This window comes from Nocardia sp. CC227C, from assembly GCF_030767025.1.
In the GTDB taxonomy this organism is placed as follows: domain Bacteria; phylum Actinomycetota; class Actinomycetes; order Mycobacteriales; family Mycobacteriaceae; genus Nocardia.
This window is the reverse complement of the sequence record NZ_JASITE010000003.1, coordinates 466,703-480,880: the sequence shown is the minus strand read 5'-3', so window position 1 is coordinate 480,880 and position 14,178 is coordinate 466,703. Positions and strand designations below refer to the sequence as shown.

The 14,178-nt window shown below is 70.1% G+C and carries 10 protein-coding genes; 3 read left to right on the top strand and 7 right to left on the bottom strand.

The annotated features are described in order from the left end of the window. Nucleotides 1-15 precede the first annotated feature (15 nt). The 4 genes from QMO76_RS08030 to QMO76_RS08015 all read right to left on the bottom strand — a co-directional run bounded on the left by QMO76_RS08030 (nt 16) and on the right by QMO76_RS08015 (nt 4,307). Nucleotides 16-330 (bottom strand): acyl-CoA carboxylase subunit epsilon, encoded by a 315-nt coding sequence (locus QMO76_RS08030; RefSeq protein WP_306360647.1) that lies wholly within the window; start codon nt 328-330, stop codon nt 16-18. Between the two features lie 215 nt (nt 331-545). Beyond that, nucleotides 546-2,186 (bottom strand): acyl-CoA carboxylase subunit beta, encoded by a 1,641-nt coding sequence (locus QMO76_RS08025; protein ID WP_306360543.1) that lies wholly within the window; start codon nt 2,184-2,186, stop codon nt 546-548. 263 nt (nt 2,187-2,449) lie between these two features. Next, complete coding sequence (gene lat / locus QMO76_RS08020; RefSeq protein WP_306360542.1) at nt 2,450-3,790, bottom strand: L-lysine 6-transaminase; 1,341 nt, start codon at nt 3,788-3,790, stop codon at nt 2,450-2,452. Nucleotides 3,791-3,854: 64 nt separating this feature from the next. Further along, nucleotides 3,855-4,307, bottom strand: a complete 453-nt coding sequence (locus tag QMO76_RS08015; protein WP_029925658.1) for an Lrp/AsnC family transcriptional regulator — start codon at nt 4,305-4,307, stop codon at nt 3,855-3,857. A 55-nt stretch (nt 4,308-4,362) separates the two neighbouring features. Here QMO76_RS08015 and QMO76_RS08010 point away from each other — a divergent pair, with 55 nt between their 5' ends. Next, nucleotides 4,363-5,892, top strand: coding sequence for an aldehyde dehydrogenase family protein (locus QMO76_RS08010; RefSeq protein ID WP_306360541.1), 1,530 nt, complete (start codon nt 4,363-4,365; stop codon nt 5,890-5,892). A 37-nt stretch (nt 5,893-5,929) separates the two neighbouring features. Here the strand turns inward: QMO76_RS08010 and QMO76_RS08005 are convergent, their stop codons facing one another. Both QMO76_RS08005 and QMO76_RS08000 read right to left on the bottom strand, forming a co-directional pair. Continuing rightward, on the bottom strand, nt 5,930-6,781 hold the full coding sequence (locus QMO76_RS08005; RefSeq protein ID WP_306360540.1) for an SDR family oxidoreductase: 852 nt from the start codon (nt 6,779-6,781) through the stop codon (nt 5,930-5,932). Between the two features lie 107 nt (nt 6,782-6,888). Beyond that, nucleotides 6,889-7,851: a patatin-like phospholipase family protein gene (locus QMO76_RS08000; protein WP_306360539.1), complete on the bottom strand. Its 963-nt coding sequence runs from the start codon at nt 7,849-7,851 to the stop codon at nt 6,889-6,891. Nucleotides 7,852-7,919: 68 nt separating this feature from the next. On the opposite strand from QMO76_RS08000, the gene QMO76_RS07995 reads away from it, so the two are divergent. Beyond that, nucleotides 7,920-8,579, top strand: a complete 660-nt coding sequence (locus QMO76_RS07995; protein WP_306360538.1) for a TetR/AcrR family transcriptional regulator — start codon at nt 7,920-7,922, stop codon at nt 8,577-8,579. Here QMO76_RS07995 and QMO76_RS07990 read toward each other — a convergent pair. After that, nucleotides 8,530-9,075, bottom strand: coding sequence for a histidine phosphatase family protein (locus QMO76_RS07990; protein ID WP_306360537.1), 546 nt, complete (start codon nt 9,073-9,075; stop codon nt 8,530-8,532). The genes QMO76_RS07995 and QMO76_RS07990 overlap by 50 nt on opposite strands. Before the next feature lie 113 nt (nt 9,076-9,188). On the opposite strand from QMO76_RS07990, the gene QMO76_RS07985 reads away from it, so the two are divergent. Continuing rightward, a complete protein-coding gene (locus tag QMO76_RS07985) occupies nt 9,189-14,168 on the top strand; it encodes an ATP-dependent helicase (RefSeq protein ID WP_372341918.1) in 4,980 nt (1,659 codons plus the stop codon). Nucleotides 14,169-14,178: the final 10 nt, after the last annotated feature.

Sequence of the window (14,178 nt, the reverse complement as noted above, 5' to 3'; positions counted from 1 at the left end):
ATCCGGCCGATCCGATCAGCCCCGCAGGTGGGACAGCGCCGGGAACGCGTAGGGCGAGAATGGTGACGTGCCGCGGTGCAGCAGGGTCGGACGGCCCCACATATCGGTCGGACCGGTGGCGACCGGAGCGGCGGCGGCGTTCGCCGCGGCCGCGGTGAGAACGGCCACCAGGGCGGCCAGTTCGTCGTCGGTCGGATTGCCCTTCAGCACCTGAACCACCGGACCCGCGTGGGCCGGTTCGGCGTCGATGACGGGCGCGTCGACCACCTCGACGAACTCGTCGACCGCCAGATCCAGTTCGGCGGCGCGTAAAACCTCTTCATCTGCCATGGTCGTCACAGCGCCAGTCCTCCTGTCCGTTCGCCGCTCGTCGCGGCTGGTTCGCGTCCGGATCGAATCCGGTCCGCAAACGGTATTCGTTCCAACCCTCGGCGGCGAGGGTTTGGCCATAACCATTTTCACTCGGATGGGGCGATGGTGCGCGGTATGGAATTGCACGTGCGTACACATCCAAGTGTGCGCCCCATACCGCGCTTATCGCCGCATCACAGCGGAATGTTGCCGTGCTTCTTCGGCGGCAGGGTCACCATCTTGCGTTCGAGCAGGCGCAGGGCGGAGACGATCTGACCGCGGGTGTGCGACGGCGGGATGACCGCGTCCACGTAGCCGCGCTCGGCCGCCACATACGGGTTGACCAGGGTGTCTTCGTACTCGTTCTGCAGCTCCAGGCGCAGCGCGTCGACGTCGGCGCCCTCCGCGGCGGCCTGCTGCAACTGCTTGCGGTAGACGAAGCCCACCGCACCCGACGCGCCCATGACAGCGATCTGCGCCGTCGGCCACGCCAGATTCACATCGGCTCCCATGTGCTTGGAACCCATGACGTCGTAGGCGCCACCGTATGCCTTGCGGGTGATAATTGTGATCTTGCCCACAGTGGCCTCACCGTAGGCGTAGAGCAGCTTGGCGCCGCGGCGGATGATGCCGTTGAACTCCTGGCCGGTGCCCGGCAGGAAGCCCGGCACGTCGACCAGTGTGATGATCGGGATATTGAAGGCGTCGCAGGTGCGCACGAAGCGAGCGGCCTTCTCCGAGGCGTCGATATCCAGGCAGCCCGCGAACTGGGTGGGCTGGTTGGCCACGATGCCGATGCTGCGGCCGTCGATGCGGGCGAAGCCGACGATGATGTTCATCGCGCGCTCGGCCTGCACCTCCAGGAACTCGTCGTCGTCGACCAGGCAGCGAATGACCTCGTGCATGTCGTAGGGCTGGTTCGGCGAGTCCGGGATGATGGTGTCGAGCTCGAGATCCTCCTCGGTGAGGGAATCCTCGATCGCGCCCTCGATGGGGTCCGACGCCGGGAAGCGCGGGGCCTCGGCCCGATTGTTGCTCGGCAGGTAGGACAGCAGGTCCTTGACGTAGTCGAGCGCGTCCTGCTCGCCGGAGGCGACGTAGTGGGCGACACCGGACTTGACCATGTGGGTGTGGGCGCCGCCCAGTTCCTCCATGGTGACCTCTTCGCCGGTGACGGTCTTGATGACGTCCGGACCGGTCACGAACATCTGCGAGGTCTGGTCGACCATGACGACGAAGTCGGTCAGCGCGGGCGAGTACACGTGCCCACCGGCGGCCGGGCCCATGATGAGCGAGATCTGCGGGATCACGCCGGACGCCTGGATATTGCGGTGGAAGATCTCGCCGTAGAGGCCCAGGGAGACGACGCCCTCCTGGATGCGCGCGCCCGCGCCCTCGTTGATGCCGACCAGCGGGCGGCCGGTCTTGAGCGCCAGATCCATGACCTTGACGATCTTCTCGCCGTACACCTCGCCGAGGGAGCCGCCGAACACGGTGACGTCCTGGGAGAAGATGCAGACGTCGCGGCCGTCGACGGTGCCGTAGCCGGTGACCACGCCGTCGCCGAGGGGGCGGTTGTTCTCCAGGCCGAAGTTCACGCTGCGGTGCCGGGCCAGCGCGTCGAGTTCGACGAACGAGCCCTCGTCCAGCAGGGCGAGAATGCGCTCGCGCGCGGTCATCTTGCCCTTGGCGTGCACCTTGTCGACCACGGCCTCACCCACCGGGTGCTTGGCTTCGTCGAGGCGACTGCGCAGGTCAGCCAACTTGCCGGCGGTGGTGTGGATATCTGGGGCGCCCGCCGACCCCGGCGAAGGCTGCTGCTGGACACTCGTCATGGCCGCGAGTGTAACCAGTACCAGGCCCCCTTCGTAATCCGCCGGGTGCTACTCACCGGTATCGCTATTGGCTACCCGCCAGTAGAAAATGGCTGGTCGGAACGGGTGAATTCGCTGTCGGTCGGCGATTCCCGACAGCCGCCAACTCCCGTTGTTCCGCATCCGGAACAGCGGCCGACATCGGTGTCGAACAGGGGTTTCCGCGCGCAGCGCGACAGGCCGGTTCGAATGTCGGTCGACACCGGCCTGTCGGGGCGCGAGCGCTAGCGGGTCAATACGCGATCCAGGGCGTCCACCGCCTCGTCGAGTTCGGCGACGGTGACGGTGAGCGGCGGCCGGAACCGGATGCCGCGCTCGCCGGTGCCGAGGATCAGCACCCGCTCCTCCTCCCGCAAGCGCGTCAGCACCTCGTCACGCAGACCCGCCGACTCCAGGGTGACGGCGCACATGAGACCGCGCCCGCGCGGATCGCTCACCGCGGCGTGGTCGACCGCCAGGGTGGTCAGCCGCTCCAGCAGATGCTCACCCAGTTCCTTTGCGGCCGTGACCAACCCGTCGCGCGCGATGACCTCGAGAATCCGCCGCGACCGCACCATGTCGGTGAGGTTGCCGCCCCAGGTGGAGTTGAGCCGCGAGCTCACCCGGAAGACGTTGTCGGGCACGTCGTCCACCCGGCCGCCCGCCATGATCCCGCACACCTGGGTCTTCTTGCCGAAGGCCACCACATCCGGTTCCAGTCCGAGCTGCTGATAGGCCCACAGGCTGCCGGTCATGCCGACGCCGGTCTGCACCTCGTCGAGGATGAACAACGCGTCGTTGTCGTGGCACAGATCCTGCATGGTGCGCAGGAATTCCGGCCGCATATGCCGGTCGCCGCCCTCGCCCTGGATGGGTTCGGCGATGAAGCAGGCGATATCGTGCGGATGCGCGGTGAAGGCGCGGATGGCCTGGTCCAGCGCGCGACGCTCGGCGGCCTCCAGATCGCGACCGGAGGCCAGGTACGGGGTCTCGATGCGCGGCCAGTCGAACTTGGGGAACCGTGCCGTCTTCACCGGATCGGTGTTGGTGAGCGACATGGTGTAGCCGGTGCGGCCGTGGAAGGCTCCGGTCAGATGCAGCACCTTGGTGCCGAGTTCCGCTGGGCGACCGTGCATTTCATTGTGACGGCTCTTCCAGTCGAAGGCCGTCTTGAGGGCGTTCTCCACCGCGAGGCCGCCACCGTCGATGAAGAACAGGTGCGGTAGCCGGGGGTCGCCGAGCACCCGCGTGAAAGTCTCCACGAAGCGGGCCATCTCGACGGTGTAGATATCGGAGTTGCTGGGCTTGTTGATCGCCGCGTCCGACAGGCTCGCGCGGAAGGCGCGATCGTCGGCCAGCGCGGGGTGATTCATCCCCAGCGCGTTGGAGGCGAAGAACCCGAACATGTCGAGGTAGACGTCACCGGTACGGGCGTCGACCAAACGGGGACCGCGGGATTTCCGCAGGTCCAGGACCATGTCGAAACCGTCCGCGAGGATGGAAGCGGAGAGGATTTCGTGCACCCGGGCGGGGGTGACCAGTGTCGTTTCGGCAACCGCCCCGAGCCGATCGAATTCGAGGGTCACGCCACCACTGTAAAGGAAAATTAACGGCGAGACCCGTAAACAACGAAATAATTACGATCCAAGGCTACTTGTCATAGAATGTCTGCAGAATGATGGTGCTTCGTGTCCTGACGTTGGCGGTCGCACGGATCTCTTGCAACAGCTGCTCCAGGTGCCGGGGGGATGCCACCCGGACCAACAGCATGTAGCTCTCCTCGCCCGCCACCGAATGACATGCCTCGATTCCGGGTACATGTTGCAGGAGAGCGGGCGCGTCATCGGGCTGCGAGGGGTCGAGAGGAGTGATCGCGACGAATGCCGACAGCATCTGACCCAACGCCTCGGGATCCACGTTCGCCGTGTAGCCGCGAATCACACCACGCGCCTCCAACCGCCGCACCCGAGACTGCACGGCGGAAACCGAGAGGTTCGCCTTCTCGGCAAGGTTGGACAGGGTGGCGCGACCGTCGGCAATCAGTTCGCGTATCAGCAGCCGATCGATATCGTCGAGTACGGGTTTCGCCGGTGTATCCGCCATCAGCGAAGACTAACGCGGCGAACCGAACTCGGTGGTGGGAACCCAGGAGGTGCAGATGACCCAGGCATTGACCGAGCGGAATACTCGCGAGCTGAGGAACCGTGCCGAGGCGCTGTTGCAGCGGCTCGGCGTTACCCTGCCGGAACCGGGTCCGCTACCGGCCCGCACCCCCATCACCGGCGGTGAATTGGCCAGCCTGCGACCGAGTTCCCGGGCGGAGGTGGACGCGGCGCTGGAGCGGGCGGCAGCGGCCTTCCGCGACTGGCGCACCGTGCCCGCGCCGGTGCGCGCCGCGGTGGTGCGGCGGCTCGCGGCCCTGCTGGGCGAGCACCAGGAGGAACTCGGCGAACTCGTGACGCTGGAGGCGGGCAAGATCCCGGCCGAGGCACGCGGCGAGGTGCAGGAGATGATCGACATCTGCGAATTCGCCATCGGCCAGTCGCGGCAGCTGTACGGGCGCACCATGCCGTCCGAGCGGCCGGGGCACCGGCTGATGGAGACCTGGCATCCGCTCGGGGTGGTCGGGGTGATCTCGGCCTTCAACTTCCCCGTGGCGGTGTGGGCCTGGAATACGGCGCTGGCGCTGGTCTGCGGTGACACCGTGGTGTGGAAGCCGTCGGAGACCACGCCGCTGACCGCGCTGGCCTGCCATACCCTGCTGCGCCGCGCGGCGGTCGAGGCGGGTGCGGATCCCGAAGTGCACCAACTGATTCAGGGCTCGGCCGAGGTGGGCGAGCAGCTGGTCGACGACTCGCGGGTCGCGCTGGTGAGCGCCACCGGGTCGGTGCGCATGGGCCGCACGGTGGCCCCGCGGGTGGCGGCCCGATTCGGCCGCTGCCTGCTGGAACTCGGCGGCAACAACGCCGCGGTGCTGACGCCGTCGGCGGATCTGGATCTGGCCGCGCGGGCCATCGTCTTCGCCGCCGCCGGAACCGCCGGACAGCGCTGCACCACGCTGCGGCGGCTCATCGTGCACGCGGACGTGATCGGTCCGCTGCTGGACCGGGTATCGGCCGCGTATCGGCAACTGCGCGTGGGCAATCCGCTCGACGATGGGGTGCTGGTGGGTCCGCTCGTCAACAGTGCGGGCTACCTCGGCATGCAGGCGGCGCTGCAACGCGCGCTCGAGGACGGCGGTGAACTGGTCTGCGGCGGTGAGCGCGTGGAGGGTTTCGGCGAGGACGCCTTCTACGTGCGCCCCGCGCTGGTGCGCATGCCCGCCCAGACCGCGGTGGTGCGCGAGGAGACCTTCGCCCCCATCCTCTACGCGCTCACCTACCACGACCTGGACACCGCCATCGACCTGCACAACGGTGTGCCGCAGGGCCTTTCGTCCGCGATCTTCACCCGCGACCAGCGCGAGGCGGAACGCTTCCTGGCCGCCGACGGGTCCGACTGCGGTATCGCCAATGTCAATATCGGCACCTCGGGCGCGGAGATCGGCGGAGCCTTCGGCGGGGAGAAGGAGACCGGCGGCGGCCGCGAATCCGGGTCGGACTCCTGGAAGGCGTATATGCGCCGGGCCACCAACACCGTCAACTACTCGACGGAACTGCCACTGGCGCAGGGCATCCGGTTCGAGTAGTCGCCGACCGACGGCGGTGGACGCGACGCGGCACGGGTCAGTCCGCGTCCTCGGTGGTGATGGCGCGGATCTGCGCCTCGTAGCGCTCGCGGGTGGCGGTGTCGGCGGGGTGCAGGGCGCGGTCGCCGCCGAACAGGCGGCGGACCAGCCGGACCGCCGATTCGGGGGCGGCGGCCAGGGCCACATCCACCGGCCCGAGGTAGTTGGGGACCGCCACCTCCGCCTTGCGGGTGCGAACGGTCTGGACGACGGCGGCGGCCACGTCCTCCGGATCCACGGTCGGAAGGCCGTGTCCCAGCGTCAATCCCGAGGACAGGCGGGTGCGGACGGCGGAGGGCATGACGCAGCTGACGCTCACGCCGTGCTCGGCGAACTCCAGCCGGGTGGCGGCGGAGAGGCCGACGGCGGCGAACTTGCTGGCGTTGTAGACGGCCAGGCCGGGCAGCGGGATCTTGCCCGCCAGCGAGGCGACGTTCACGATGTGGCCGACGCCGCGGTCGATCATGCCAGGCGCGACGGCGCGCATGCCGTGGATCAGCCCCCAGACGTTCACGTCCATGGTGGTGCGGCCCACCGCGTCCGGCTCGTCCAGGAAGGCCCCGGCGGGCATGACGCCGGCATTGTTCACCAGGATGTCGACGCGGCCGAATTCGGCGACCACCCGGTCCCACTGCGCGCGGTCGCGCACATCGAGCTCGAATGCCTTGACCCCCAGGGCCGCCGCGGTGGCCTCGGCGGCGGCGGTGTCGACATCGGCAATGGCGACCCGCGCCCCTTTGCCCGCGAACAGTTCGGCCGTGCACCGGCCGATCCCCCGCCCGGCCCCGGTGACCAGGACCCGAGCCCCTGCCGGATCGATTGCCGGATAGCCGTTTCCGAAGATGCTCATGCTGTTCCCTTTCCTCGCGATCGAGTGCTTCATCGGCCGCCCTACTGCCCTCGACCGGCGATCCGTCGACCGGATCGCCTCCGGTCCGCCGCCCCGCGCTCGACCTCTCACGCGAATTCCGCCCGCTCCATCGCCTTGCGGGTGCTGACCAGACTGTGTTCGAAGGTCTCCGGGCGGCGGCGGCCGTCCATGAAGTTCGGCCCCATGACCGCCAGATCCTCGGCGACGGCTCCGATCCGCAGCACCTTGGCGCCGGTGGCGCGCACCCGCGCGATCTCGTCGTCGAGCCGCGCGCTCATCCGCTGGCGCAGTTGACGTTCGAGGAAGTGGCCGGGGCCGGTGGCGGGCACCGGTGTGTCGGAGGCCATGGGGGTGAGCACCACGATCTCGTCGAGTCGATCGGGTATGAGCAGGTCCACCGAGGCGGTGGAGGCCGCGCCGCCGTCGACGAAGCGGCGTCCGGCGATGGGCACCGGCGGGAACCAGCCCGGCACCGCCCACGAGGCACGCAGGGCCGCACCGAGATTCGCCTCCGGTGCGCCGGGCGCGCCGAAGGCCACCCGCTCGCCGGTGGCATAGTCCATGGCCACCAGCCTGGCCGCCGGATGCGGCAGCCAGCCGCCGTCGGGCCGCAGCCGGTCGGCGAGACGCTGCAACCAGCCCGGATCGCCGCCGCCGACGGGCAGCAGTCCGCTGGCGGCGGTCAGCAGGCGCTGGCCGCCGGAGAGCCGACCGCCGCGCACGGCCCGCAGCGTGCCCGCGGGCGCACCGAGACGCGGACGCGGCAGCGGCGGGAACCGGCCCGGTCCCGCACGCATATGCGCGCTCAGCACCGGATCGCTCGAGGTCCCCCGCTGCATGGCGACCAGTTCGTCCACCGAGACGCCACTGCCGAGCAGGGTGACCGTCTCGGCCCCCGCGGAGGTGCCGATCATGACGTCCGCCGTGCGCGGATCCCAGTCCAGTACGTCGCGCGCCGCGGCCAGGGCGGCGACGATCCAGGCCGCGCCGAGCGTGCCGCCACAGCCGATGGCCAGGCCACGTCGCTGTGACCCGTTGCTGTTACTCATGGTTTCGAACACTAGCAGTTCTCGGATACCGGCGGTATCCCAAATCCGACGGTACATAGAATCGACGCATGCCCCGTCTCACCCGGTCCGAAAGCCAGGCCCGCACCCGCGCGGACGTGCTGGCCACCGCGCGTGACCTCTTCCTCACCGACGGCTACGCCAGGACCAGCCTGGAGCGGGTCGCCGAGGAGGCCGGGTACTCCAAGGGCGCGGTGTACTCGAACTTCCGCACCAAATCCCAGCTGTGCCTGGAGGTGCTCGAACTCATTCACGAGACCAAATTCGGCGAGGTGAGCGCGCTGCTGGCCGCCCACGAGGCATTCGACGAGCGCATGGCGGCCTTCCAGGACTGGGCCGAGCGCACCCTCGGCGATGTCGGCTGGACCATGCTGGAATTCGAGTTCGCCATCGTGGCGCGCGACGATCCGGCACTGCAGGCCGCGCTGGTGTCCAATCTGTCGCTGATTCGCGGCACCGTCGCCGCGCAATTGCAGAGCCTGGCGGGTTCGCTGGGCATCGCGCTGCCCATGCCGCCGGAGGACGCCGCCACCGCGGTGCTGAGCCTGGGCCTCGGGCTGGGGATCCAGCGGGCCATCGACCCGAGCCTGTCGGCGCGGCTGATCACCGACGCGGTGCGGTCCATGATCACACCCGGCGCGGTCACGCCCGGGAGTGCGGTCACGCCCGGAAGTGCAGGGTCCACTCGCCTCGATAGTGCAGCCGGGTAATGCTCACCGGCGGAATGTCGATGCGCCAGAACGATTTCGCGGGCGCGTCCAGCGCCACCAGCAGCGCGCACCGGATGACGGCGGGATGGGTGATGGCGATGGTCGGCTCCCCGTCGGCGGCGACATCGGCCAGCCACTGGGCCGTGCGCTCGATCACGTCCACCACGGACTCGCCCCCGTGTCCCTTGAAGGTGGGGTCGGTCAGCCAGGCGTAGAGGTCCTCCTTGGGCACCGTCATGAGTTCGCCACCGCGCCACGCACCCGCGTCCAGGTCGCGTAGTCGGTCGTCCTCGGCCCCCAGCAGACCCATCAGGGCGGCCGTTTCGACGGTGCGGCGCTCCGGTGCGGTCAGCACCCGGGCGGTATTGAGGCGTCCGCAGGTGGAGGCGGCCCGGCGTCCGGCTTCGGTGAGCGGTTCGTCGACCGGGAATCGTGCCTTGCGCATCGCCTCGGTCATGCCGTGACTGACCAGGTCGAGTCTTAGCACCTTCTGCACGGTTGGAAAGCGTACGCGCGGCATCGGCGGGCGTACTTCGATTGCCCGGCGTTGGCTCTACTGTGACCGGCCGGTATCCGAACGATGTCGGTGCCCGGGTGCAGACTGGGGGCATGGATCGGTTCTCCCCCGCCACCCGGCAGTGGTTCGACGGCGCGTTCCCCGCGCCCACGGCCGCGCAGCTGGGGGCATGGGAGGCCATCTCCGCCGGGGAGCACACGCTCGTCATCGCGCCGACCGGGTCGGGCAAGACGCTGTCGGCGTTCCTGTGGGCCATCGACCGGCTGGCCGCACGCGAGCCCGTGGAGGGGCCGCGCACCACCTCCGTGCTGTACATCTCGCCGCTGAAGGCGCTGGCCGTGGATGTGGAGCGGAATCTGCGCGCGCCGCTGGTCGGGGTGACGCAGACGGCCAAGCGGTTGGGATCGGAGCCGCCGGAGATCCGGGTGGGGGTGCGCTCGGGGGACACCAGTGCCGCGGATCGGCGGTCCATGCAGCGCACGCCGCCCGACATCCTCATCACCACGCCCGAATCGCTGTTCCTCATGCTCACCTCGGCGGCGCGCGAGACGCTGCGCGGGGTGCACACCGTGATCGTGGACGAGGTGCACGCCATCGCCGGGTCCAAACGCGGTGCGCACCTTGCGCTTTCACTGGCCCGACTGGATTTGCTGACCGAACGCCCGGCGCAGCGGATCGGGCTGTCGGCCACCGTGCGACCGCCCGCCGAGGTGGGGCGGTTCCTGGTGGGCAACGCCCCGATCACCATCGTGTCCCCGCCCGCGCCCAAGACCTTCGACCTCACCGTGCGGGTGCCGGTGGCGGATATGACCGAACCGGACGAGTCCGGGGAGGCCGCCTCCATCTGGCCGCATGTGGACGAGGCCATCGTGGACCTGGTGCTCGAGCACCGGTCCTCCATCGTGTTCGCCAATTCGCGGCGGCTCTCGGAACGGCTCACCGCCCGGCTGAACGAGGCGTACGCGGCGCGGCTCGGGGAGGCGGTGGATACCGAGCACGCGCCGCCCGCCCAACTGGGTCCGTCGACCGAGGTGGTGCACGGTGCCGCGCCGCTGCTGGCGCGGGCGCACCACGGCTCGGTCAGTAAGGAGCAGCGGGCGCTCATCGAGGACGATCTCAAGAGCGGGCGGCTGCGCTGCGTGGTGGCCACCAGCAGTCTGGAACTCGGCATCGATATGGGCGCCGTGGAATTGGTGGTGCAGGTCGAAGCGCCGCCCTCGGTGGCGAGCGGGCTGCAACGGGTCGGGCGGGCCGGGCACCAGGTGGGCGAGATCTCGCGCGGCGTGATCTTCCCCAAGCACCGCACCGATGTCATCCACTGCGCGGTGGCGTCCATGCGCATGACGGCCGGGCAGATCGAGGAGCTGAAGATCCCGGCTCATCCGCTGGACATCCTCGCCCAGCAGACCGTGGCGGCGTGCGCGCTGGAGCCGCTGGACGCCGATGCCTGGTTCGAGGTGGTGCGGGGCACGGGAAGCTATGCGGCACTGCCGCGTTCGGCCTACGAATCGGTGCTGGACCTGCTGTCCGGGCGTTATCCGTCCGACGAGTTCGCCGAACTGCGCCCGCGCATCGTGTGGGATCGCGACGCCGGGACGCTCACCGGACGGCCCGGGGCGCAACGCCTGGCGGTCACCTCCGGCGGGGCCATTCCGGACCGCGGCCTGTTCCCGGTGTTCATGGTGGGCGAGAAGGCGTCGCGCGTCGGCGAACTCGACGAGGAGATGGTGTACGAATCCCGCGTCGGGGATGTGTTCGCGCTCGGAGCCACCAGCTGGCGCATCGAGGAGATCACCTTCGACCGGGTACTGGTCACGCCCGCCTTCGGCCTGCCGGGGCGGCTGCCCTTCTGGCACGGTGATTCGCTGGGCCGCCCGGCCGAATTGGGTGCGGCCCTGGGGGAATTCGTGCGGCAGGCCGGGCAGGCGGTCGAACGGTCGGCGGGACGACGCGGAGGGCCGGGCCGCGCCGCCACCGCGGCGCACGTGACCGGGGGTGATGAGGGAAACGCCACCGTGCGGCGGAGCCGCGCACGCAAGGGGTCGGCATCGGGTAACGCGGGTGGCTCGGAGCTGAGTGTGCCGGAGGTGTCGGCGGCGGCGGGGCTGGACGAGAACGCCACCGCGAATCTGGTTGCGCTGCTGGAGGAGCAGCGCACGGCGACCGGTCAGCTGCCGACCGACAAGACGCTGCTGGTGGAGCGGTTCCGGGACGAGTTGGGCGACTGGCGGCTGGTACTGCATTCACCGTACGGGCTGCCGGTGCACGCGCCGTGGGCGCTGGCGGTGGGGGCGCGGCTGCGGGAGCGGTTCGGGGTCGACGCCGCGCCGACACCGTCGGACGACGGGATCGTGGTGCGGCTGCCGGACACCACCGATGAGCCGCCCGGCGCGGAGCTGTTCGTCTTCGAACCGGATGAGATCGACGATGTGGTGACCGAGCAGGTGGGCGGCTCGGCGCTGTTCGCCTCGCGGTTCCGGGAGTGTTCGGCGCGGGCGCTGCTGCTGCCGCGCCGAGATCCGGGCAAGCGGGCCCCGCTGTGGCAGCAGCGGCAGCGGGCGGCGCAGCTGCTCGATGTGGCGCGCAAGTTCCCGGACTTCCCCATGCTGCTGGAGACGGTGCGCGAATGTCTCCAGGACGTGTACGACCTGCCCTCGCTGCGCGATCTGCTGAGCCGGGTGGCGCGGCGGCAGCTGCGGCTGGTCGAGGTGGAGACCGCGACGCCGTCACCCTTCGCGAATTCGCTGCTGTTCGACTACATCGGACAGTTCATGTACGAGGGCGACAGCCCGCTCGCCGAGCGGCGGGCGGCCGCGCTGTCGCTGGACTCCAGCCTGCTCGCGGAGCTGCTGGGCCGGGTGGAGCTGCGCGAACTGCTCGACGCGGCGGTGCTGGAGCTGACCGAGCGGGAATTGCAGCGGCTCACCCCGGAGCGGCACGCCCGGGATCTGGAGGGGCTGGCGGACCTGCTGCGGCTGCTGGGGCCGCTCACCGCCGAGGAGGCGGCGCTGCGCTGTGTCGAGGATCCGCGCGAGTGGTTCGCGGAGTTGGTGAAAACCCATCGGGCGCTGGAGGTCTCCTTCGCGGGATCGTCGTGGTGGGCGGCGGTCGAGGACGCCGCGCGACTGCGGGACGCGCTCGGTGTGCCGCTGCCCATCGGCGTTCCGGCGGCGTTCGTGGAACCGGTGGCCGATCCGCTCGGCGATCTCGTCGGCCGCTACGCCCGCACCCACGGGCCGTTCACCCTGGACGCGGTGGCGCACCGCTTCGGACTCGGCCCGGCCGTGGCGGCGACCGCCCTGCACCGCCTCGCCATCGAAAAGCGGGTGGTGGAAGGCGAATTCACGCCCGGCGCGGCGGGGTCCGAATGGTGCGACAGCCAGGTGCTGCGCCGCCTGCGCCGCCGCTCGCTGGCCGCCGCCCGCAAGGAGGTGGAGCCGGTCGCCACCGCCGCTCTCGGACGTTTCCTGCCCGCCTGGCAGCATGTCGGCACCGGGGAGCTGCGCGGCGTCGACGGTGTCGCCGCGGTGGTGGAACAGCTTGCGGGCGTGCCCATTCCGGCCTCGGCCTGGGAATCGCTCATCCTGCCGTCGCGGGTGCGCGACTACACCCCGGCCATGCTGGACGAACTCCTGGCCACCGGTGAGGTCCTCTGGTCCGGCCACGGCGCGATCACCGCCAAGGACGGCTGGATCGCCCTGCATCCGGCCGAGCAAGCGCCCCTCACCCTGCCGCCGCCCGACGCACTGGAACTCGGCGAGGTGCACATCAGCCTGCTGACCGCCATGGGCGCGACCGTCATCGGCGCGGCCACGACACCGGGTACGGACGAATCCGCCGTCAGCCAGGTGGTGCCGAGTTCCGGTGGGGCGTACTTCTTCCGGCAGTTGGCGGAGGCCACCGGCATCGAGGACGAGTCGCCGGTGGTGACGGCCCTGTGGGAACTGGTGTGGGCGGGCCACGTGGGCGGCGACACCTTCGCCCCGGTGCGCGCGTTGCTCTCCGGCACCACCCGCACCACCACGGCGCACCGCACTCCGCGCCGCGCCCCGCGCGGACGCATGTACCTCCCGCGCGCGGGCGCACCGGTCCGCACCAGTCCGCCCCGGGTCGCCGGACGCTGGTCCCTGCTTCCGGAGCGGGTGGCGGACAATACGATTCGCGCCCACGCTACCGCCGACGTCCTATTGGAACGCTACGGCGTACTCACCCGCGGCTCGGTCCAGAGCGAGGGCGTACCCGGTGGCTTCGCCCTCATGTACCGGGTGCTCACCGAGTTCGAGGACCGTGGCCGCTGCCGCCGTGGCTACTTCGTGGATTCCCTGGGCGGCGCGCAGTTCTCGACCACGGATGTGGTGGACCGGCTGCGCTCCTACGAAACCGACCGCATCCGCTATCCGGGTGAAGGTGCCGAGAACCCGGCTCCCGCCACGGCAGTTGCTTCGGCGGGGGCCGCGGCCCCGACGACCGACGCTCCGGGGCGCACGACCGCCGCCAGGTCTGAAACAGCCGCCGACGTAGCGGAACCAGGGCCGCGAGCGGGGACGTTCGACCCGATGGCGGTCACCCACGCAAACGAGGTCACCGCCCGGTCGACCTCGCCTCGGTCAGGTGCGTCCGCCACCCACCCGTTCGGGCACGCGCCGGACTCCCCCACCACTTGGTCGACCGGATCCGGAACTCACGCCGAGCTGGGTGCCGCCCTCGCACTGGCCGCCTGTGATCCGGCGAATCCCTATGGGGCGGCGCTGCCGTGGCCCAAGGCGGCGGCCGAGGTGGCGGGGCATCGGCCGGGGCGGAAGGCCGGGGCGCTGGTGGTGCTGGTGGGCGGGGAGCTGGCACTGTATCTGGAGCGCGGGGGCAAGACGCTGCTGACCTTCACCGAGGATCCGGCGGCGCGCACGGCCGCCGCCGGGGCCTTGGCCGGACTCGTGCACGCCGGGCGCGTCGATTCGCTGGTCATCGACCGAGTGAACGGGGAATCGGTGCACGGCAACACCTTCGCCGACTTCCTCACCTCGGCGGGCTTCGCCCCCACCCCGCGCGGTTTCCGACTACGGAGCCGTCCGTGACCGTCCCGCG

Excerpts from the sequence above, each read along its gene's own strand:
- QMO76_RS08010 (WP_306360541.1), top strand. The coding sequence starts at position 4,363 with ATGACCCAGGCATTGACCGAGCGGAATACTCGCGAGCTGAGGAACCGT.
- QMO76_RS07995 (WP_306360538.1), top strand. The coding sequence starts at position 7,920 with ATGCCCCGTCTCACCCGGTCCGAAAGCCAGGCCCGCACCCGCGCGGAC.
- QMO76_RS08015 (WP_029925658.1), bottom strand. The coding sequence starts at position 4,307 with ATGGCGGATACACCGGCGAAACCCGTACTCGACGATATCGATCGGCTG.
- QMO76_RS08025 (WP_306360543.1), bottom strand. The coding sequence starts at position 2,186 with ATGACGAGTGTCCAGCAGCAGCCTTCGCCGGGGTCGGCGGGCGCCCCA.
- QMO76_RS08030 (WP_306360647.1), bottom strand. The coding sequence starts at position 330 with ATGGCAGATGAAGAGGTTTTACGCGCCGCCGAACTGGATCTGGCGGTC.
- QMO76_RS08005 (WP_306360540.1), bottom strand. The coding sequence starts at position 6,781 with ATGAGCATCTTCGGAAACGGCTATCCGGCAATCGATCCGGCAGGGGCT.
- QMO76_RS07985 (WP_372341918.1), top strand. The coding sequence starts at position 9,189 with ATGGATCGGTTCTCCCCCGCCACCCGGCAGTGGTTCGACGGCGCGTTC.
- QMO76_RS08000 (WP_306360539.1), bottom strand. The coding sequence starts at position 7,851 with ATGAGTAACAGCAACGGGTCACAGCGACGTGGCCTGGCCATCGGCTGT.